We start from the raw sequence: 20,867 nt of genomic DNA on the forward strand, positions 1-20,867 counted from the left end.
AACCGCCACCCGCCAACGCGAAGCGTCAGGAGGACTCGCGCGCGGCGGGACCGCTGCCGAAGAGCACGTCGTCCCAGCTCGGCAGCCGCTTGCGCGGCTTGCCGTTGGCATCGGTGGACTCGCCGCCGGCAGCAGCCGCGGCGCCCGTCCGGCGGGGCCGCAGCACCGCCAGCGACGGCACGGCCGGCACCTCCTTGGGCGCGTCCGAGTCGTCGTCGAAGGCCGACCCCTGGCCGCCGCCGAGCAGCGCCGCGGCGCCACCGCCGACCGGCCGCTGCCGGGGCGCGTCCGACCCGGCCAAGGCAGCCGGGGTACGGGGCTCCAGGCCGCGGCCCGACGAGGCGCCGAGCGGGCGGTCCAGCGAGGCGAGCAGGGCGTCCCGCCCGGCCCGGATCGGGTCGCGCCCGGGACGCGGGTGCTCCGACGCCGCCGGCAACCCGTGCCCACCGCGACTCGGCTCGCCGCGCGACGGACCGGGCAGGGCGTGCCCGCCCCGCTCCGGCGCCGGCTCCTGACCGAGGATGGGCGTGGGCCGCTCGGCGCACAGGTACTGCGCCATGTCGTCGTGCGGGGTGACCGCCTGCCGGGTCTTGTCGAGGTCCCAGATCGCCTGCGCGGTGGCCTTGCCGGACGGCCAGGTGGCGATGATCCGCCAGGTGCCGTCGTCGCGGCGGTACGCGTCCCAGGAGATCTTCTCGGTGTCGATGCCGTGCTGGCTCAGCCGGCCGTTGACCACCTCGGCCAGCGGGGTGGGCTTCTCGGCGCCCTTGAGCCGGGTGCGGCGGGCGTGCTGGGCGAGCATCGCCCGCTCCTGGAGCACCGGGCCGGCGTAGCGCAGGACCCGGTCGACCGGCACCCCGGCGATCCGGGCGACGTCCTCGGCGGACTCACCGGAACGGATGCGGGCCTGGATGTCCCGGGGGGACAGTGAGGGGACCGGGTCGGCGGCGGTCGGCGCCACCGCGAGCGGCGGAGCGCCCGGCTCGGCGTGCAGCGCGCCGGCGATCCGCTCGTCGATCGGCAGGGCGAGCAGCCGCCCGACCTCGTCGGCGAGAACCAGAGCATGGCCGTCCTCGGAGAGGGCGACGAAGCGTACTGGGCGCATAGCGTTGCCTCCGTCCCGCTTCGCTGGCCGCACGCCACGAGTCGGCCACCCAGGCGTCTCGGACCACCGTACGCGCATCTGCCTCGGGGTGGGGGAAGCGACACCCCGCATGTCGCGACTGAGCTGCAACGATGATCACGGTCGGTGTCCGCCGGGGCCCCGACGGACACCGACCGTGACGATTCTCAGAGGCGCTCGACCACGTAGTCGATGGACGTGGTCAACGCCTCGACGTCGGCCGGCTCGATGGCCGGGAACAGCGCCACCCGCAGTTGGTTGCGCCCGAGCTTGCGGTACGGCTCGGTGTCCACGATGCCGTTGGCGCGCAGCGCCTTGGCGACGGCGGTGGCGTCCACCTCGTCGACGAGGTCGATGGTGGCGACCACGTTGGACCGCAGCACGGGGTCGCTGACGAACGGGGTGGCCACGGTGGACCGTTCCGCCCACCCGTACACCGTCGCGGCGCTCTCCGCGGTGCGCTTCGCGGCCCAGGCCAGCCCACCCTGCGCGTTCATCCAGTCGGTCTGCTCGGCGGCCAGGAAGATGGTGGCCAGCGCCGGGGTGTTGTAGGTCTGCTGCAACCGCGAGTTGTCGATCGCCGTAACCAGGTCGAGGAAGGCCGGGATGTACCGCCCGGAGGCCTTGATCTCGGCGGCCCGGTCCAGCGCGGCCGGCGACATCAGGGCCAGCCAGAGCCCGCCGTCGGAGCCGAAGCACTTCTGCGGCGCGAAGTAGTAGACGTCGGTCTCGCCGACGTTGACCTCCAGGCCGCCGGCGCCGGACGTGGCGTCGACAAGCAGGAGCGCGCCCTCGTCCGCCCCGGCGACCCGGCTGATCGGCACGGCCACGCCGGTCGAGGTCTCGTTCTGCGGCGTCGCGTAGACGTCCACGCCGCCCTCGGCGACCAGCGTCGGCGCGCTGCCCGCGTCGGCCTTGCGGATGGTCGGCTCGCCCAGGAACGGGGCGTCCTTGACCGACTTGGCGAACTTGGCGCCGAACTCACCGAAACTGGCGAACTGCGCCCGGTCCCGGATGAGGCCGAAGGTGGCGACCTCCCAGAACGCGGTGGTGCCGCCGTTGCCGATCACCACCTCGTAGCCCTCGGGCAGGGAGAAGAACTCGGCGATACCGGTACGCAGCCGGGCCACCTGGTCGCGGACCGTCTTCTGCCGGTGCGAGGTGCCCAGGTAGCTGGTGGCCACCTCGGCAAGTGCGGACACGGCCGCCGGACGGACCTTGGACGGGCCGCAGCCGAAGCGTCCGTCGGCGGGCTTGATCTCGTCGGGAATCCGGATGAGCGGTGCGTCAGCCACGGTGTTGAAGGTCCTTCCGCATGGGCGAGGGCGGGGCCCGGTGCGGACCGGCGGCGGGCGCGTACGCGGGCGCACGGCGGGCCGGGATCCGTACCGGCGATCCGGCGACACTGCCGACCCCCATCCTCGCACCCGGGCCGGGCGGTGGAAGTCGGGGTCCCGAGGGCCGACCTGAGTCCTTCGCCACACCCGGCCTCGCCGGTCGGGGCGTAGTCAAAAGGGCCCCTTCCAACGCGGGAGGCGTTGGGAAGGGGCCCTTTCGTACAGCTCAGACGCCGTGCGGGATGGCGCCCCAGCCCTCGACGTCGCTGGGCTTGCGGCTGGCCGGGCCGACGTAGCGGGCGGACGGGCGGACCAGTCGCTGCAGGCGCTTCTGCTCCAGGATGTGCGCGCTCCAGCCGCCCATCCGGGCGCAGGTGAACATCGAGGTGAACATGTGCGCCGGCACCTCGGCGAAGTCCAGCACGACGGCCGACCAGAACTCGACGTTGGTCGCCAGCACCCGGTCCGGGCGGCGGGCCTGCAACTCGGCCAGCGCCGCCTTCTCCAGCGCCTCGGCGATCTCGAAGCGCGGGGCGCCCAGCTCCTTGGCGGTACGCCGGAGCACACGGGCGCGCGGGTCCTCCGCCCGGTAGACCCGGTGGCCGAAGCCCATCAGCCGCTCGCCGCGGTCCAGCACGCCCTTGACGTAGCCCTCGGCGTCCCCGCTGCGCTCCACCGCCTCCAGCATGCTGAGCACCCGGGACGGCGCGCCGCCGTGCAGCGGGCCGGAGAGGGCGCCGATGCCGGAGGAGATGCAGGCCGCCGCGTCCGCCCCGGTGGAGGCGACGATGCGGGCGGTGAAGGTGGAGGCGTTCAGGCCGTGCTCGGCGGCCGAGATGAAGTACGCGTCGACGGCCTTGACGTGCCGCGGGTCGGGCTCGCCCCGCCAGCGCTTCATGAACCGCTCGACGATGGTCTGCGCCTTGTCGATCTCCTTCTGCGGCACCGCCGGCAGGCCGAGGCCCCGGGCGGACTGGGCGACGAAGGAGAGCGCGGTCACCGAGACCCGGGCGAGGTCCTCGCGGGCCTGCTCGTCCGAGATGTCCAGCAGCTGGTTCAGCCCCCAGTACGGGGCCAGCATGGCGACCGCGGACTGCACGTCCACCCGGATGTCGCCGGAGTGCACCGGCACCGGGAACGGCTCCGCCGGCGGCAGGCCCGGCCCGAACCGGCCGTCGACCAGCAGGGCCCACACATTGCCGAACGAGACCTGGCCGATCAGATCCTCGATGTCGACCCCGCGATAGCGCAGCGCGCCACCCTCACGGTCAGGTTCGGCGATCTCGGTCTCGAAGGCGACAACGCCCTCCAGTCCGGGTTTGAAATCGGCCATGTCGCTCTCCTGGATCTGCTCGGTGCGCCCGATCAGCTCATCCGGCCCGGTCGGCCGAGCGCCTTAGGCGACCCTCAGGGATGTGTTCGGAACATCTTGCCTGCTGAGTAACCGGATACGCGACCCGCTGCGACTGTGCTGCACACGACATCCCCGGACGCGCATTCTCCGCGCCGCTCGGCAAGACTGGGCGCTGCGGTCTGGCCAGCGCGGGAGGGCGCCGTCGGGGCCGCCGAGAAGGAGTGCGAACGTGACGGGCGACACACCGGCCCCGGCCGCGATGCGTAACGAGTACGCCGCGGACCTGGGCCTGACCGAGGCTGACCTGGCCGCTGACTGGCACAGCCAGTTCGACCGCTGGTTCGGCGACGCGGTGGCCTTCGGGCTACCCGAACCCAACGCGATGGTGGTGGGCACCGCCGACGCCGCCGGCCGGCCGAGCGGGCGGACGGTGCTGCTGAAGGGGTACGACCCGGACGGCTTCGTCTTCTTCACCAACCACCTCTCGCGCAAGGGCGTCGAGGCGTCCGCGAACCCGTACGCCAGCCTGGTCTTCCCGTGGTTCCCGATGCAGCGTCAGGTGGTGGTCGCCGGGCGGATCGCCCCGGTCGACCGGGCGGTGGCCGAGGCGTACTTCGCCAGCCGCCCGCGCGGCTCCCAGCTGGGCGCCTGGGCCAGCCCGCAGTCGCAGGTCGTGCCGGACCGGGCGGCGCTGGAGGAGAGCTACCGGGCGGCGGCCGAGCGGTTCGACGGCGAGTCCGTGATCCCGGTTCCGCCGCACTGGGGCGGGCTGCGGGTCCGGCCCGACACGGTGGAGTTCTGGCAGGGCCGGGCCGGGCGGTTGCACGACCGGCTGCGCTTCCGTCTGCTCGACGAGGGCGGCTGGACCGTCGAGCGGCTGGCGCCGTGACGGGTGTGCAGGAGGCCCGGCCGCGTGGAGCGCGCCGCTGGGCGATCGATCTGCGTCCGCTTCGCGTGCCGGCGTACCGGAGGGTGTGGTTCGGCAACAGCGTGGCGATGTTCGGCTTCCAGTTCACCGCGGTGGCCGTTCCGGTGGAGATGTTCGGGCTGACCAAGGGATCGTTCTGGGTCGGCCTGCTCGGTGTGGCGGGCTTCCTGCCGCTGCTGGTGTTCGGCCTGTGGGGCGGTGCGGTCGCCGATGCCCGGGACCGGCGTCGGGTGCTGCTCGGCGGCGGGGTGCTGCTCTGGGCGTCGACGGTGGCGCTGCTGGCGCACGCCCTGCTCGGGCTCGGTAGCCCGCTGCTCCTGCTGCTGCTCGTGGCGTTGCAGTCGACCGCCTTCGCGATCACCTCGCCGACCCGCAGCGCGATCCTGCCCCGGTTGGTCCCGGACGAGCTGGTGCCGGCCGCGAGCACGTTGAACTTCACCACCTTCACCGCCACCTCGGTCTTCGGACCGCTCGCCGCCGGGCTGATCTTCGCGATCTGGCGCACCGACGTGGGACTGCCGATCGCGTACGCGGTGGACGCGGTGCTGTTCGGCGCCTCGTTCTGGGCGACCTGGCGGTTGCCGGCGATGCCGCCCGAACCGGACCCGGAGACCGAGAACGGCCCGCGTCGGGCCGGCCTGAGCAGCGTCATCGACGGGTTCCGCTACCTGGCCACCACGCCGGTGCTGCTGCTCTCGTTCGGGGTGGACCTGATCGCGATGATCCTGGCCATGCCCCGGGCGCTCTTCCCGGAGATCGCCACCGAGCGGTTCGGCAATCCCGCCGCGGTCGGCTGGCTCTACAGCGCCATCGCGATCGGCTCGATGATCGGCGGGCTCACCTCCGGCTGGATCGGCCGACTTCGCCGGCAGGGGCTCGGGCTGGTGCTGGCGGTGGTCGGCTGGGGGGTGGCGATCGCGGCGGCCGGCCTGGCCCGTCAGCTCTGGCTGATGATCGCCCTGCTGGCCGTGGCCGGTGCCGCCGACCTGGTCAGCTCGGTGCTGCGCCAGTCGATGCTGCTGATCTACGCGCCGGATCGGATGCGCGGCCGGTTGCAGGGGGTGAACACCGTCGTGGTGGCCGGCGGCCCGCGGTTGGGCGACCTGCGGGCCGGCACCATGGCCGCCGGATTCGGTGGCGGGGTGGCGTGGGTGGCCGGCGGAATCGCCTCGGCGGTCCTCGTCGTGGTGCTCGCGGCCGCCTTCCCGGCGCTGCTGCGCTACCGGGCGGCGGCGTCGAGCGGTGACCGGAGCTGACCGGTTAGGGTCGCCGACATGGACAGCCCCGACCAGCGCCCCTTCTCCGGCGCCCAGTGGACCATCTCCGCCGCCGGCCACGAGGCCGTCATCGTGGAGGTGGGCGGCGGGCTGCGGACGTACCGGCACGACGGTGTCGACCTGCTCGACGGGTACCGGGCCGACGAGGTGTGCCCCGGCTGCGCCGGACAGGTGCTGGCGCCGTGGCCGAACCGGATCCGCGACGGCCGCTACGCGTTCGGGGACCGGACGCACCAGCTCCCGCTGACCGAGCCGGAGCGGCACGTGGCCATCCACGGGCTGGTCAACTGGGTGCCGTGGCAGCTGCTGGAGCAGTCGGCGGACGCGGTGACGGTCGGCTACGACCTGCCGCCGCAGCCCGGCTACCCGTGGCCGCTGCGGCTGCGCAGCCGGTGGAGCGTCGGCCCGGGCGGACTGCGCGCCGAGCACGAGGTGACCAACACCGGCGGTGCGGTGGCGCCGTTCGGCTTCTCCGTGCACCCGTACCTGCAACTGCCGGGTGTCGCGGTGGACGACCTGGTCATGCGGCTGCCGACGCGTACCCGGCTGCTGGTGGACGGGCGGCTGCTGCCGGTCGGCGCGACCCCGGTGGCGGGCACCGAGTACGACTGGACCAGCCCGCGCCGCATCGGCCGCGCCAAGCTGGACCTCTGCTTCGGCCAGGTGATCGCCGACGCCGACGGCGGCTCATCGGTGAGCCTGGCCGCGCCGGACGGCACGTCCGGTGTGCGCATCTGGGCGGATCAGGAGTTCGGTTGGTGGCAGGTGTTCACCGGGGACGCGCTCACCGGCGAACGGCATCGCCGCTCGGTGGCCATCGAGCCGATGACCTGCCCGCCGGACGCGTTCCGCTCGGGCAAGGACGTGCTCACGCTCAAGCCGGGCACGACCTGGCGGGGCGCCTGGGGCATCCGCCTCGGGGCCTGAGCCGGGCCGGCGGGGAGAGCGGGATGGAGTTCGCCGAGGTCGTCCGGCGTCGACGGATGGTGCGCAACTACGACCCGGACCGCCCGGTCCCGCCCGACGTGGTGGACCGGCTGCTCGACCACGCGGTACGCGCCCCGTCGGCCGGGTTCGCGCAGGGCTGGGGCTTCCTCGTGCTGGAGGAGGCGGCCGACCGCGAGCGGTTCTGGGCCGCCACCACGCCTGACGGCGGCGGGCGGGAGCGGTGGCTGGCCGGGATGCGCCGGGCACCGCTGATCGTGGTGCCGCACGCCAACGAGTCGGCCTACCTCCAGCGGTACGCGGAGCCGGACAAGGGCTGGACGGACCGGTCCACCGATCGCTGGCCGGTGCCCTACTGGTACGTGGACACCGGGTTCGCCGCGCTGCTGATGTTGCTCACCGCGGTGGACGAGGGGCTGGGGGCGTGTTTCTTCGGCATCCCGCCCCAGCGGCTGGCCGCTTACCGGGACGCGTTCGGCGTGCCGACCGACCACCGACCCGTCGGTGCCATCACAATCGGTTACCGCGCACCCGACCATAGGTCACTGTCGCTGCGCCGAGGTCGTCGTCCGGTGGACGAGGTGGTGCGGCGCGGCCGGTGGAGTTGAGTGCGCCGTCCCGTTCGTCCGGTTGGGGATCGGACGAGCGGTAGCGAAACTGACATCAGGGAGCAGAACGTGGTGTGCGCTGGGCGGCTAGGCTGGCACGCGTCATCGGTACCGCGCCGCGCGGTGCCCGCCGCGACCCGGCTCGGCGCCGCCGGTCGGCTCGGCCACGGGGAGGGGAGCGTGCCGTCGTGATCTTCAGAGCGGTCCGGGACGGGCGTCCCTATCCGGAGCACAATCTGACGCTCAAGCAGTGGGCGGAGATCCCGCCGCGACCCCTGCGCCTGGACCAGTTGATCACCACCAAGCGTGAGCTGGCGCTCGACAAGCTGCTCGCCGAGGATTCCACCTTCTACGGCGACCTCTTCCCGCACGTGGTGCAGTGGAACGGCGGTCTCTACCTGGAGGACGGCCTGCACCGGGCCCTGCGCGCCGCCCTGCAGCAGCGCAACCAGATCCACGCCCGGGTGCTGGTGCTCTCCGAACCGATCGAGTGACGAGCCCTTCTTTCGCGCGCTGAGCCTTCGTTAGGGTGGCGTGCATGACCGCTCCGCTGGACCTGCTCGACCTGGACCCGTCGCTCACCGAGGAGGAGCGGCAGATTCGCGACGTCGTACGCCAGCTCATCGACGACCGGGTACGCCCGCACGTCGCCGACTGGTACGAGGAGGGCCGGGTGCCGGCCCGCGAGCTGGCCCGGGAGTTCGGCAAGCTCGGGCTGCTCGGCATGCACCTGACCGGGTACGGCTGCGCCGGCGCCTCCGCGGTCGCGTACGGGCTGGCCTGCCAGGAGCTGGAGGCCGGCGACTCCGGCGTCCGCTCACTGGTCTCCGTGCAGGGCTCCCTGGCCATGTACGCCATCTGGCGCTACGGCAGCGAGGAGCAGAAGCAGCGCTGGTTGCCGTCGATGGCGACCGGTGAGGCGATCGGCTGCTTCGGCCTGACCGAGCCGGACCACGGCTCCGACCCGGCGTCGATGGCCACCCGGGCCCGCCGTAGCGGCGACGACTGGGTCCTCACCGGCGGCAAGATGTGGATCACCAACGCGCCGATCGCCGATGTGGCGGTGATCTGGGCGCGCACCGACGAGGGCGTGCGGGGTTTCGTCGTACCCATGGACACGCCCGGTGTCACGGCCCGCGAGATCCGCCGCAAGATGTCGCTGCGCGCGTCGGTGACCGGCGAGATCGTGCTGGACGACGTCCGGCTTCCGGCGGACGCCCAACTGCCCGAGGCGGTCGGGCTCAAGGCCCCGCTGAGCTGCCTCACCGAAGCGCGGTACGGCATCGTCTGGGGCTCGGTCGGCGCCGCCCGGGACTGCCTGGAGACCGCGTTGACGTACGCCACCACCCGCACCCAGTTCGGTCGCCCGCTGGCCGGTTTCCAGCTCACCCAGGCGAAGCTCGCCGACATGGCCGTCGAGCTGGTGAAGGGCCAACTGCTCGCGCTGCACCTGGGCCGCCTCGCCGACGCCGGCCGGCTGCGACCCGAGCAGGTCAGCGTGGGCAAGTTGAACAACGTGCGGGAGGCCCTGGCCATCGCCCGGCAGTGCCGCACCATCCTCGGCGCCAACGGCGTCTCCGGGGAGTACCCGGTGATGCGGCACGCGAACAACCTGGAGAGCGTGCTGACGTACGAGGGCACCTCGGAGATCCACCAGCTCGTCGTCGGACAGCGGCTCACCGGGCTCTCCGCCTTCGCCTGACCTGCCCGTTTATGCTTTCCGGCCGCTCGACGCGCGGCTGTCGTACGGGGGCCGTACCGTCAATGACAGACGACGTGTCTGACGAGGACGGTGAGCGTGATGGTCCGCGACGCTGGCATCAACGAGCCCACGAGGGAGTTCCCCGGTTATCCGACCGGCGACGATCTCAAGGAGCGGTCGGCAGCCACACCGGAGCCCACGGCCGACACGCCGGGCGGCTCGGGCGGCCCCACGACCGGTGGCGCCGGTGGGCCGGCCCGTGGCCTGCTCGTGCTGCTCGGCGCCGCCGCGCTGGCCGTGGTGGTGCTGCTCGGCGTGCAGGCGACCGGCATCCTGCCGGACTTCCGCAACCCCTTCGCCAAGGAGCAGACCGACCGCAGCCAGCCGCCGCTGCTGAAGTCGATTCAGGACCTCAGCCGCTACGTGGCCGCCGAGGGCAACTTCCAGGTCGTGGTCGACACCCAGAACGACCGGCGCAACGTTCCGGACTTCCTGCTCAACGAACGCACCCTGTTCGTCGGGGCGGGCAGCGTCGAGGCGTACGTCGACTTCGGCAAGATCGGTGAGGGCGCCGTCGTCGAGTCCGCCGACGGCACCTCGGTCGAGATCAAGCTGCCCGCGCCGCAGCTCGGCCAGACCAACCTCGACCTGGAGAAGAGCTACGTCTTCGCCGAGCAGCGCGGTCTGCTCAACCGGCTCGGTGACCTGGTCGGCAACGACCCCAACCGGCAGCAGCAGGTCTACCAGCTCGCCGAGGAACGGATCACCGCCGCCGCCCGGGACAGCGGGCTCTCCGCCCGGGCCGAGGAGAACACCCGCAAGATGCTGGAGGGGCTGCTGCGCTCCCTCGGCTACACGCAGGTCACCGTCACCTACACGGCTCCCTGACCCGCGTACCCCCGCACGCCGAAGCGCCCGCCCCGACAACCGTCGGGGCGGGCGCTTCCGTCCGAAACCCGCCGCACCGCCTTGCGCTCCGTTCCCACGCAAGATCCGTGGACCTTCAGGGACGTTGGTGCCTCCGCGGGCGTGCGGCAGCAGAATCCCTGACGTTGCTGCCGCACGCCGCGCGGTTTCCCGCAGGGGAAGGGTCAGTGTGCGGTGGAGGCGAGGTAGCGGTCCTCGTTCGGCATGAGGAGCCAGAGGACCAGGTAGACGATCACCTGGGTGCCGGGCAGCAGCAGCGACAGCAGGAACAGCAGCCGGACCATCCCGGCGGACATGCCGAACCGCTGACCGAGGCCGGCGCAGACACCGGCGATCATGCGCCCCTGGCGGGGCCGAACCAGTTTGCGACTCATCGTCGTACTCCCACTCTGCGGCGGTACGCCGCGTCTGCAATCCACGGTAGAAAGGGACGGCCACCTCTCCCTCGGTCCAGAGGAGGATCGACAACCCGTGGACCCGTAGGTACTTACCCGTGCGGCCCCACTCCGACGCCTCCTGGAAAGCACGCCGACGCGGACGCCAGCGTGGGAGCGCGGCGGGGCAGGTGGCGCGGAGGTGGCGGGTAGGTGTCCACGTCCCGGTGGCCGGGTAGGGCCTGAACTGGACGGGTAGGCTGGCTGGTCGGGCACCCACACCCCGGGTGACCGGCGGCCACCCGACCGGGCGGCCACGAGCGGGGCCGCCGGATCAGGTGGCCACGACCGGGCCGGATCCCGCACCACGGGACGACGGCGAGGAAGCGCAGCCATGATCAGTGTTTTCGACCTCTTCAGTGTCGGCATCGGGCCGTCCAGCTCGCACACGGTGGGCCCGATGCGGGCCGCGCGTACCTTCGTGGCCGGGCTCAAGGCCGACGGGCTGCTCGCCGACACCGCGCGGGTGCAGGCCGAACTGTTCGGCTCGCTCGGCGCCACCGGGCACGGCCACGGCAGCGACCGGGCGGTGCTGCTCGGGCTGGCCGGCGAGGCGCCGGAGACGGTCGACACGGACACCGTCGGCCCCCGGGTCGAGCGGATCCGGGCGGAGCGGCGGATCAGCCTGCTGGACGCGCACGAGATCGACTTCGACCCGGACCGGGACCTGACGCTGCACCGCCGTCGGTCGCTGCCGTACCACCCGAACGGGATGACCTTCGCGGCGTACGACCGGACCGGGGCTGAGGTGCGCACCCGCACCTACTACTCGGTCGGTGGCGGCTTCGTGGTGGACGAGGCGGCGGCCGGCGCGGACCGGATCAAGCCGGACGGCACGCGGGTCCGGTACCCCTTCCTGACCGGGGCGCAGCTGCTGGAGGTGACCACCGCCACCGGCCTCTCGATCAGCGAGGTGATGCTGGCCAACGAGCTCTCCTGGCGCAGCGAGGCGGAGATCCGGGCCGGCCTGCTGGAGATCTGGCGCGTGATGCGGGAGTGCGTGGAGCGCGGCTGTGAGCGGGACGGCGTACTCCCGGGTGGGTTGAAGGTCCGGCGGCGCGCGGCGGAGCTGCGGCGCAGCCTGGAGGCGGACACGGCGACCACCGATCCGCTGCGCGCGATGGACTGGGTGACGCTGTTCGCCCTGGCGGTGAACGAGGAGAACGCGGCCGGCGGCCGGGTGGTCACCGCGCCGACGAACGGCGCGGCGGGGATCATCCCGGCGGTGCTGCACTACTACACCCGGTTCATCGAGAACGCCGATGACGACGGCGTGGTGCGGTTCCTGCTGGCGGCCGGCGCGATCGGCGTGCTGTTCAAGGAGAACGCCTCGATCTCCGGCGCGGAGGTGGGCTGCCAGGGTGAGGTGGGTTCGGCCTGTTCGATGGCCGCGGCGGGGCTCGCCGAGGCGCTCGGCGGCACCCCGGAGCAGGTGGAGAACGCCGCCGAGATCGGAATGGAGCACAACCTCGGGTTGACCTGCGACCCGGTGGGTGGCCTGGTGCAGATCCCCTGCATCGAGCGGAACGCGGTGGCTAGCATCAAGGCGATCACGGCCTCCCGGCTGGCGCTGCGCGGCGACGGTGTGCACAAGGTGTCGCTGGACAAGGTCATCAAGACGATGCGGGAGACGGGCGCCGACATGAAGGTCAAGTACAAGGAGACGGCGCGGGGCGGTCTGGCCGTCAACGTGATCGAGTGCTGAGTCCGGCCGATTCGGGGCATTCGTTCACCGACTGCTAACCTGTCGTCCGTTTCAGGAGGCGGGAGGCAGCGGTGACCTCTGGCGTCGCGGCGTTGTGGTCGCACCGCAACTCGCTGCGCATCCTGGTCAGACGGGACCTGGCGGTCAAGTACCAGCAGTCGGTGCTGGGTTACCTGTGGTCGTTGATCGAGCCGCTCGGCATGGGCGCCATCTACTGGTTCGTCTTCGGCGTGCTCTACTCGCGGGACACCGGGCGGCACCTCGGCGAGGCGGCCGGGTCGTATCCGCTGTTCCTGATCACGGGGATCTTCGCCTGGATGTGGACCAGTTCGGCGTTGAGTGAGGCGACCAACGCGCTGACCGGCCAGTCCCGGCTGATCACCACGATGAACGTGCCGCGTCAGGTCTTCCCGATCGGCCGGGTCACCGGCCGGTTCGCCGAGTACGCGGCCGGCCTGCCGATCCTGATCGCCATCGCGGTGATCTACGCGGCGCACGGCCGGATCCATCCCGGCTGGTCGCTGCTCTCCCTGCCGCTCGCGGTCGCCGTCCAGGCGGTGCTGCTGACCGGCCTGGCCCTGCTGCTGTCCGCGTGGAACGTGCTGATGCGTGACGTGGAGCGGTTCATGCGGCTGATCATCCGGGTGCTCTTCTACGCCACTCCGATCATCTACCCGCTCAGCCTGGTCCAGGAATCCGGGCTGCCGGGCTGGCTGAAGGTGGCGTACGAGCTGAACCCGCTGGTCGGGATCTTCCAACTGCACCACGCGATCTGGTACCCGGACGAGTTTCCGGGCATCCGGCTCCTCGTGACCACGGTCGTGGGCAGCGTGCTGGTGCTGGCCGCCGGCTGGTGGTCGTTCCGCCGGTTGGAACCCGCCGTGCTCAAGGAACTCTGACATGGCCGCGCCGATCATCGAGGCGGACGGCCTGGGCATCCGGTTCGTCCGCAACCGCCGCCGGCAACTGCGGCTGCGGGAGTTGTTCATCCACCGGGGCGGGCGGGGTGCCCTGCCCGGCCAGTTCTGGCCGTTGCGCGACGTGTCGTTCACCGTCGAGCCGGGCGAGACGGTCGGGGTGATCGGCCGGAACGGCACCGGCAAGAGCACCCTGCTGCGGTTGATCGCCGGAGTGCTCATTCCGGACGAGGGCAGCATCCGGGTGCACGGGGCGGTGGCCCCGCTGCTGGAGCTCTCCGCCGGTTTCTCCAACGACCTGACCGGGCGGGAGAACCTGCACCTGGTCGGTGGGCTGCACGGGCTGTCGACGGGCTATCTGAAGCGGCACTTCGACGAGATCGTCGAGTTCGCCGGTGAGCAGGTGGAACGGGCCATCGACACGTCGGTGCGGCACTACTCGTCGGGGATGAAGGTGCGGCTCGGCTTCGCGATCATCTCGCACCTGCCGCACCCGATCCTGCTGATGGACGAGGTGACCGCGGTCGGGGACGCGGAGTTCCGCAAGAAGTGTTACGCGACGATTGATCGTCTGCTCGGGGAGGGGCGCACCTTGGTGCTGGTGTCACACAACGAAAAGGACCTGACCCGGTTCTGCCGTCGGGGGATGTACCTCGACGCGGGCCGGTTGATGCTCGACGGCACCATCGCCGAGGCGCTCGACGCGTACCACGCCGCGGTCCCGCGGTGACGCTCGCGATCGTGCTCGCCGCCGGGACGCCCGCGGCGGGCCTGACCACCGCGACCGGCGAGCCGCTGGCCGACCGGCTCGCCGCCCAGCTGCGGAAGGCCGGGGCGGACGAGGTGCGGTTCGTCGCCGGCCTGGACGAGCTGGCCGCGCTGGCGGACACCGCCACCGGCCCGCTGCTGGTCACCGGCACCGACCTGGTCGCGCACACCGCCGTGCTGCGACACCTGGCCACCAGCCCGGTGGGACCGACGGTGGCGCTGGTGCTCACCGACCCGCCGGTGCCCGGGCGGACCGCCGTGCGGGAGGAACGCGGCCAGGTGGTCGACGCCGGTGCGGTGGACGCCCTGGACGGCGACGCCACCGGCGTGTTCGGCGGCGCGCTGCGGGTCGGCGTGAGTGACCTGCCGACGCTGGCCGCCGCCGCCCGGGCCGCCGCGGTCGGCGTACTGCCGATCGCCACCCCCCTCGGCCCGGCCGGGGAGGTCGCCCCGTTCGGGCCCACCGAGGCCGGGCCGGCCGGGCGTCTCGCGCCGGCCGCGGCCGGCGGCCCCGGGTCCGCCGTGGACCGGCTCGTCGCGGGTCTCGCCGCGCTCGGCACGCTGATCTTCGCCCAGCGGGTACGTCTGCTCGTCGCGCACCGGGTCGACGACGCGGCCGGGCTGGCCGCCGCCGAGGCCGCGGTCACCGCGGTCGACGAGGACCGGGCCGAGCTGCGGCTGGCGGTGAAGGAGAAGGACGACTTCTTCTCCACCTACTTCGTCAGCACCTGGTCGCCGTACGTGGTGCGGTTGGCGGCCCGGCTCCGGCTCACCCCGACCGGGGTCACGGTGATCTCGGTGCTCTTCGCGCTGGCCGCCGCGGTGCTGTTCGGGGTCGGGGGTCGGCTCGCGCTGGTCAGCGGCGCGGTGCTGCTCTACCTCGGGTTCGTGCTGGACTGCGTGGACGGCCAGTTGGCCCGCTACACCCGGCACTTCAGCGCCTGGGGTGGCTGGCTGGACACGATGGCGGACCGGGCCAAGGAATACCTGGTCTACGCCGGGCTGGGCTTCGGCGTGAGCCACGCCGGCCTGGGCAACGGCTGGGCGCTGGCGATCGCCGCGATGACCTTGCAGACCGTCCGGCACATGACCGACACCTGGTACGGGGTGCTGCACGATGAGGCGGCTCGCCGGCCCCGGTCGGCGACGGGTGCCACCGGCGGGATCGGCGACCGGCTCAACGCGGCGTCGACGCGGGTGCAGGCGGACACCGGCTCGCTGTCGTACTGGCTGAAGCGGACCGTGGTCTTTCCGATCGGCGAGCGGTGGGCGCTGATCGCGCTGACCGTGGCGCTGTTCAACCCGCTGGTCAGTCTGATCGCGGTGCTGGTGTGGGGCGTGCTGGCGTTCGCGTACACCGGGGCGCTGCGTACGCTGCGGGCCCGCTGGATGTGGGTGCCGGTGCTGGACACGGTCGATGCCACGCTGCACCGCGACGACGGCCCGCTGGCCCGCCGGCTGCCGGTGGTACGCCGGATGGGGCCGCTCACCCTGGCGGTGATCGCCGCGCTCGGTGCGGCGGTACTGCTGGTCGCGGCGTTGCTGGGCGACGCGCCCGACGGGCTGCGCTGGACGGTGCCGGTGGCGTTGCTGGTGCTGCTGGTCGGTGGCCTGGGCGCCGGGGCCGCGCACAACGGCCCGCTGGACTGGCTGGTGCCCGCGGCGCTGCGGGCCGCCGAGTACCTGTTCGCGATCGCGGTCGGGGTCGTCGGCGGCGCGCCGGGGTGGCTGATCTTCGGGTACGTCTTCGTGCTCACCGTGCACCACTACGACCTGACCGCACGGCTGGAGAAGCGGCAGGCGGCGCCTCCGTTGCACTCGGCCACGCTGGGCTGGGAGGGACGTTCGGTGCTGCTGGCCCTCGCCGCGATTGCCGGAATCGTGAGTATCGGCATGGCTACACTCGGTACGTACCTTCTCGTGGTTTTTGTGGTGAGCGTCGTCCTGGCCTGGTTCGTGCGTCCGGCTCGCAGCGCGCGGGCGTCGGCCGCGCCGGTGGGAGGTGTCGCGCCGCACTGACGGAGGGACGGCCGGATGGCCCTGATCAGTTTCGTGGTGCCGGCCTTCCGGGTGCAGGGATACCTGCGCGAGTGCCTGGACTCGATCCTCGGCCAGCCGGAGACCGACCTCGAGGTGATCGCGGTCGACGACTGCTCGCCGGACTCCAGCGGGGAGATCATCGACGAGTACGCGGCCCGCGACCAGCGGGTCCGGTCGGTCCGGCTGCCGGAGAACGTCGGTCTCGGTCCGGCCCGCAACATCGGGCTGGACCAGGCCGTCGGGGAGTACGTCTGGTTCCTCGACGGCGACGACTGGCTGGCGCCGGAGTGCCTGCCGGAGGTCGCCGAACGGTTGCGCGTCACCCGGCCGGACGTGCTGCTGGTCGACCACGTCCGTACGCACTGGAACGACAGCGCCACCCGCAGCGCGATGGCGGAGGTCTTCCCGGAGTCGCCCGGTGCGGCAACCTTCCGGCTGCGGGACCGGCCGGAGGCGATGCGGCTGCTGCACACCGCGTGGAACCGGCTGGTACGCCGGGAGTTCCTCGTCGACCTGGGGCTGCGCTTCCAGCCCGGCTGGTACGAGGATGTCTCGTTCAGCTACCCGGTGCTGATGGCGGCGCAGCGGATCGGCGTACTCGATCGGGTCTGCGTCAACTACCGGCAGCGCCGGGCCGGCGCGATCACCCGAACCAGGGGTGACCGGCACTTCGAGGTGTTCCCGCAGTGGCACCGGGTCTTCCACCTCATGGACGCGTGGGGGCCGGCGGTGGACGCCCTGCGGCCGGCGGTCTTCGAGCGGATGATCTGGCACTACCTGACCGTGCTCGGCAACGGCCAGCGGATCGCCCCGGAACTGCGGCCCGCCTTCTTCACACAGATCACCGCCGACTACGCGCGCTGGCTGCCCAGCGGCGGATACCCGGCACCGGGCGGGGTCGAAGGGATCAAACACCGGCTGGCCGCCACCGGCCGCTGGCGGACGTTCAGCGCGTTGCGGGCAGCGAGCCGGGCCCGCGACACCACTCGCCGAAAGACCCGTACCGCCCGCCGCCGGGTCGGGCCGGCCGCACGGCGCGGCGCCCGGCTGGCCCGCGACGGACTGCTGCGCGAGTACTACCGGGCGGAGCTGCGCCGGCCGGTGGATCCGACGCTCGCGGTGTACGCGGCCTACTGGTACCGGGGGTACGCCTGCAACCCGGCGGCGATCTACGAGGTGGCCCGCCGGCTGGCTCCCGGGGTGCGTGGGGTGTGGATCGTGCGCCGGGACCGGGTGGACACCGTGCCGGACGGGGCGGAGTACGTGGTCGCCGGCACCCCGGCCTACTACCGGGCGCTGGCCCGGGCCCGGTGGCTGGTCAACAACGTCAACTTCCCGGACTTCGTCCGCAAGCGGCCGGAGCAGGTGCACGTGCAGACCCACCACGGCACGCCCGTCAAGGTGATGGGGCTGGACCAGCAGCGCTACCCGATCGGCGCCGGCGCGATGGACTTCGCCGGTCTGCTGCGCCGGGTGGACCGCTGGGACTACAGCGTCAGCGCGAACAGCTTCTCCACCCAGATGTGGGACCGGGCGTACCCGGCCTCGTACACCACCCTGGAGGTCGGCTACCCGCGCAACGACCGACTGGTCAACGCCGGCCCCGACGAGGTGCGCCGGCTGCGCGCCGAGTTCGGCCTCGACCCCGACGAGCAGGTGGTGCTGTACGCCCCGACGCACCGCGAGCATCTGCCCGGCTATCGGCCACCGTTCGACCCGGACCGGTTCGTCGAGGCGCTGGGTGACTACGGTCGGCTGCTGATGCGCAGCCACTACTTCCACGACCGGGACCGCGGCCCCCGCCGCGCCGTGGACCGGGACCGGGTCCGCGACGTCAGCGGCCACCAGCGGGTCGAGGACCTCTACCTGGTGGCCGACGTGCTGGTCAGCGACTACTCCTCGGCGATGTTCGACTATGCGGTGCTGGACCGGCCGATCGTGCTCTACACCCCGGACTGGGAGGCGTACCGACTGGCCCGGGGCGTCTACTTCGACGTGACGGCGGAGCCGCCGGGCGCCGTGGCCACCACGTTCACCGACCTGCTCGACCTGTTCCGCACCGACGCGGTGCGCTCGGACGCGGCGACCAAGGCCCGTGCGCATTTCCGGGGCCGGTTCTGCACGCTGGACGACGGGCGCGCGGCGGAGCGGGTGGTACGCCGGGTGTTCCTCGGTGAGCCGGACGAGAGGCCTCCGCGCTGCTGATCACGCCCGGCGCCGACCTTGTGTCGCTTAATAGCAGCGACATCGATCGAACATGAGACGTTCACCCGATGTGCGAATTCAATGATCCTGGTCACAGTCTTCTGGAGTTCGGTCAACGAGCTGGGGGAGGAGACGGTGACCACCGTCGCGCTCAAGGATGTCTCCAAGATCTTCAAGGACGGCACGCTGGCCGTCGACAGCATCAACCTGGATGTGAACGACGGCGAGTTCATGGTGTTGCTCGGCCCGTCCGGCTGCGGCAAGTCCACCGTGCTGCGGATGATCGCCGGGTTGGAGGACCCGACCCAGGGCGCGGTGCTGCTCGACGGCGAGCTCGCGAACGACCTGCCACCCCGGGACCGGAAGATCGCGATGGTCTTCCAGGACTTCGCCCTCTATCCGCACATGACGGTGGGTGACAACATCGCGTTCCCGCTGCGCCTGGCCGGGATGGAGCCGACGCCGCGGGGTGAGCGGGTCACCGACGTGGCCAGCGCGCTGGGCATCGGCGACGTGCTCGCCCGCAAGCCGGGTCAGCTCTCCGGCGGTCAGCGGCAGCGCGTCGCCATGGGTCGGGCCATCGTCCGCCGGCCGGGTCTGTTCCTGATGGACGAGCCGTTGTCCAACCTGGACAGCGGGCTGCGCGCGGAGCTGCGTGCGGAGATCTCGGGTCTCACCCGGGAGCTGGGCGTCACCACCGTCTACGTCACCCACGACCAGGCGGAGGCCCTCACCATGGCCGACCGGGTGGCGATCATGCGCCGCGGCGTGCTCCAGGACGTGGGCACCCCCACCCAGGTGTACGGCCGGCCGGCGACGCTCTACGTGGCCGCCTTCCTGGGCAGCCCGCGGATGAACCTTCTCGAGGCGTCGGTCTACGTGCACCTGGACCGGTACGTCACGCTCAACCTTGGCGAGCAGTCGCTCTACCTGCCCTGGGACGACATCCGCAGCCGGGCGGTGGCGCACTACCACGGCGAGCGGATCGTGGTCGGCATGCGGGCCGAGGCGCTCACCCCGGTCTCCCCGGACAGCCCCGGCGACGTGCTGCGCGGCCGGATCCGTTACCTGGAGCACCACGGGCACGAGTCGCTGGCGTTCCTCGACATCGGGGCGACCGCGATCGTGGTCGACGAGATGGGCGCGCGGCTGGACGATCCGCCGGTGGGCCAGCGCGGTCTGCGCCGGTTCAGCTCGGTGATGCAGCGACTGGCCGGCAAGACTCCGGAGGCGGACGACGCCGCCGGTGGGACCCGGACGAGCGTCCTTCCTGACCCGGGTCGGCACCACCGCCGCCCGGCGGAGCTGGCGGTGCGGTTGGCGCCCTACCCGGCGGTCGCCGCAGGTCACCCGCTCGCCGTGGCGGTCCGGATGGACGCGCTGCACTTCTTCGACGAGCGCGGTGGCCGCATCGACGTGGGGTGGCGCTGACACCACGCCGGAGCGGGGTGGCGGCGGCACCCGCCGGTGTCCTACGGTCTGCGCACCCAGTCCACTGTGCAAGACCCACCGAGAGGGGTGCACCCGTGTCGGGTGACCGTCCCAGCCCGCTCGTCATCGAGCGCATCCTCCGCGACCGGCAGGGCATCTGGCAGCAGATCGTCGCCGAGCGTGACCTGAACGCGTTGACCGGGCGCATGCTGGCCAGCTCCGCCATCGCGCTCGCCTGCTACGGGGCGGTGCTGGGCGCCTTTCACAGCCCACTGATGGCGCTGACCTCCGCGCTGAAGCTGCCGCTGCTGTTCCTGGTCACGCTGGCCATCTGCCTGCCCACGCTCTACCTGTTCAATCTGGTGTTCGGTGCCCGCCTCTCGGTGCGCCAGTCACTGGCGCTGGTGATGGTGGCCATCACGGTCACCTCGATGCTCGCCGTGGCGTTCGCGCCGATCAGCCTCTTCTTCCTGATCACCGCGCCCGACTACGGCTTCTTCAAGCTGCTCAACGTGGCGATCCTGACCCTGTCCGCGCTCGTCGGGCTGCGTTTCCTGACCGGCGGGATGCAGGTGCTCAACGATCACGGCCTGCTCGCCCCGCAGGCGGCCCAGGCTCAGGCCCCGGCGCAGGCCGCCCCGGCCGCCGTGCCCACCGCTGCCGCCCCGGCCGCCGTGCCCACCGCTGCCGCGCCGGCCGCCGTGCCCGCCGCCGCGGTGCCGGCCGGCGTGGTCGCCGAGCCGGTCACCGTGTCGGCGAGAGCCGGGTCGGCCGGGTCCGCCGGTACGCTCCCGAACGGCGCCGCCCCCGACGCCGGGTCGCCGGCCGTTCCGGCACAGGTTCCCGCTCAGTGGGGCGGACAGCCGGCCGTCCCCGCGTTCCCGCCCGGCATGCTGCCCCCCGGCTACGGGCAGCCGCACCGTCCGTGGGCCAGCCCCCCGGTGCGGCGTGGCGAGCCGACGCAGCGGCCGGCCAGCATGACCCTGCTCTACATCTGGATCCTGCTCTTCGGCTTCGTCGGCACCCAGTTGGCCTGGACGCTGCGTCCGTTCTTCGGCGACCCGGGGCAGGACTTCGCCCTCTTCCGCAGCATCGACGGCAACTTCTACGCCGAGATCCTGCGGACCATCGCGAACCTCTGAGCACCGTCCGGGCCGGGAAATCCC

Annotated in this window: 18 protein-coding genes; 14 read left to right on the forward strand and 4 right to left on the reverse strand. The window is 72.3% G+C overall.

Annotated elements, in window-relative coordinates:
• Positions 1-25: 25 nt before the first annotated feature.
• The 3 genes from sepH to EAD89_RS14395 form a co-directional block, all read right to left on the reverse strand.
• The gene (gene sepH, locus EAD89_RS14385; RefSeq protein ID WP_121676041.1) at positions 26-1,105 is read right to left on the reverse strand and encodes a septation protein SepH; all 1,080 of its coding nucleotides are present in this window, start codon (positions 1,103-1,105) and stop codon (positions 26-28) included.
• Between the two features lie 185 nt (positions 1,106-1,290).
• Entirely contained in the window at positions 1,291-2,418 is a 1,128-nt protein-coding gene (gene serC / locus EAD89_RS14390) for a phosphoserine transaminase (protein WP_121676042.1), read from the reverse strand.
• Between the two features lie 268 nt (positions 2,419-2,686).
• On the reverse strand, positions 2,687-3,793 hold the full coding sequence (locus tag EAD89_RS14395) for a citrate synthase 2 (RefSeq protein ID WP_121654583.1): 1,107 nt from the start codon (positions 3,791-3,793) through the stop codon (positions 2,687-2,689).
• 280 nt (positions 3,794-4,073) lie between these two features.
• Here EAD89_RS14395 and pdxH point away from each other — a divergent pair, with 280 nt between their 5' ends.
• From pdxH to EAD89_RS14430, 7 genes are all read left to right on the forward strand, one after another.
• A complete protein-coding gene (gene pdxH, locus EAD89_RS14400) occupies positions 4,074-4,703 on the forward strand; it encodes a pyridoxamine 5'-phosphate oxidase (RefSeq protein ID WP_121654587.1) in 630 nt (209 codons plus the stop codon).
• Positions 4,700-5,998 (forward strand): MFS transporter, encoded by a 1,299-nt coding sequence (locus EAD89_RS14405; RefSeq protein WP_121654582.1) that lies wholly within the window; start codon positions 4,700-4,702, stop codon positions 5,996-5,998. Before pdxH ends, EAD89_RS14405 begins: the two co-directional genes overlap by 4 nt.
• An 18-nt stretch (positions 5,999-6,016) precedes the next feature.
• A complete protein-coding gene (locus EAD89_RS14410; protein ID WP_121676043.1) occupies positions 6,017-6,946 on the forward strand; it encodes an aldose 1-epimerase family protein in 930 nt (309 codons plus the stop codon).
• Between the two features lie 23 nt (positions 6,947-6,969).
• Complete coding sequence (locus EAD89_RS14415; protein ID WP_121676044.1) at positions 6,970-7,572, forward strand: nitroreductase family protein; 603 nt, start codon at positions 6,970-6,972, stop codon at positions 7,570-7,572.
• Positions 7,573-7,760: 188 nt separating this feature from the next.
• Positions 7,761-8,066: a type II toxin-antitoxin system VapB family antitoxin gene (locus EAD89_RS14420; protein WP_007454850.1), complete on the forward strand. Its 306-nt coding sequence runs from the start codon at positions 7,761-7,763 to the stop codon at positions 8,064-8,066.
• 44 nt (positions 8,067-8,110) lie between these two features.
• On the forward strand, positions 8,111-9,274 hold the full coding sequence (locus EAD89_RS14425) for an acyl-CoA dehydrogenase family protein (protein ID WP_121654579.1): 1,164 nt from the start codon (positions 8,111-8,113) through the stop codon (positions 9,272-9,274).
• Between the two features lie 99 nt (positions 9,275-9,373).
• A complete protein-coding gene (locus EAD89_RS14430) occupies positions 9,374-10,162 on the forward strand; it encodes a DUF4230 domain-containing protein (RefSeq protein WP_121654586.1) in 789 nt (262 codons plus the stop codon).
• A gap of 203 nt (positions 10,163-10,365) precedes the next feature.
• On the opposite strand, the gene EAD89_RS14435 is transcribed toward EAD89_RS14430, so the two are convergent.
• Positions 10,366-10,575 carry a PspC domain-containing protein gene (locus tag EAD89_RS14435; protein ID WP_121654578.1) on the reverse strand — a complete coding sequence of 70 codons (210 nt, stop codon included), beginning with the start codon at positions 10,573-10,575 and terminating at the stop codon, positions 10,366-10,368.
• 394 nt (positions 10,576-10,969) lie between these two features.
• Here EAD89_RS14435 and EAD89_RS14440 point away from each other — a divergent pair, with 394 nt between their 5' ends.
• From EAD89_RS14440 to EAD89_RS30755, 7 genes are all read left to right on the forward strand, one after another.
• On the forward strand, positions 10,970-12,340 hold the full coding sequence (locus tag EAD89_RS14440; RefSeq protein WP_121676045.1) for an L-serine ammonia-lyase: 1,371 nt from the start codon (positions 10,970-10,972) through the stop codon (positions 12,338-12,340).
• Positions 12,341-12,411: 71 nt separating this feature from the next.
• Positions 12,412-13,239, forward strand: a complete 828-nt coding sequence (locus EAD89_RS14445; protein WP_121676046.1) for an ABC transporter permease — start codon at positions 12,412-12,414, stop codon at positions 13,237-13,239.
• Between the two features lies 1 nt (position 13,240).
• The gene (locus EAD89_RS14450; RefSeq protein ID WP_121654575.1) at positions 13,241-13,987 is read left to right on the forward strand and encodes an ABC transporter ATP-binding protein; all 747 of its coding nucleotides are present in this window, start codon (positions 13,241-13,243) and stop codon (positions 13,985-13,987) included.
• A 41-nt stretch (positions 13,988-14,028) separates the two neighbouring features.
• Entirely contained in the window at positions 14,029-16,044 is a 2,016-nt protein-coding gene (locus EAD89_RS14455; RefSeq protein WP_233578681.1) for a DUF5941 domain-containing protein, read from the forward strand.
• Between the two features lie 15 nt (positions 16,045-16,059).
• Positions 16,060-18,270, forward strand: a complete 2,211-nt coding sequence (locus EAD89_RS14460; RefSeq protein ID WP_121676048.1) for a bifunctional glycosyltransferase family 2 protein/CDP-glycerol:glycerophosphate glycerophosphotransferase — start codon at positions 16,060-16,062, stop codon at positions 18,268-18,270.
• A 135-nt stretch (positions 18,271-18,405) separates the two neighbouring features.
• Positions 18,406-19,701 (forward strand): ABC transporter ATP-binding protein, encoded by a 1,296-nt coding sequence (locus tag EAD89_RS14465; RefSeq protein WP_121676105.1) that lies wholly within the window; start codon positions 18,406-18,408, stop codon positions 19,699-19,701.
• A gap of 95 nt (positions 19,702-19,796) precedes the next feature.
• Complete coding sequence (locus tag EAD89_RS30755) at positions 19,797-20,843, forward strand: hypothetical protein (protein ID WP_199733507.1); 1,047 nt, start codon at positions 19,797-19,799, stop codon at positions 20,841-20,843.
• Positions 20,844-20,867 lie beyond the last annotated feature (24 nt).

Source organism: Micromonospora sp. BL4 (assembly GCF_003667505.1).
GTDB lineage: Bacteria > Actinomycetota > Actinomycetes > Mycobacteriales > Micromonosporaceae > Micromonospora.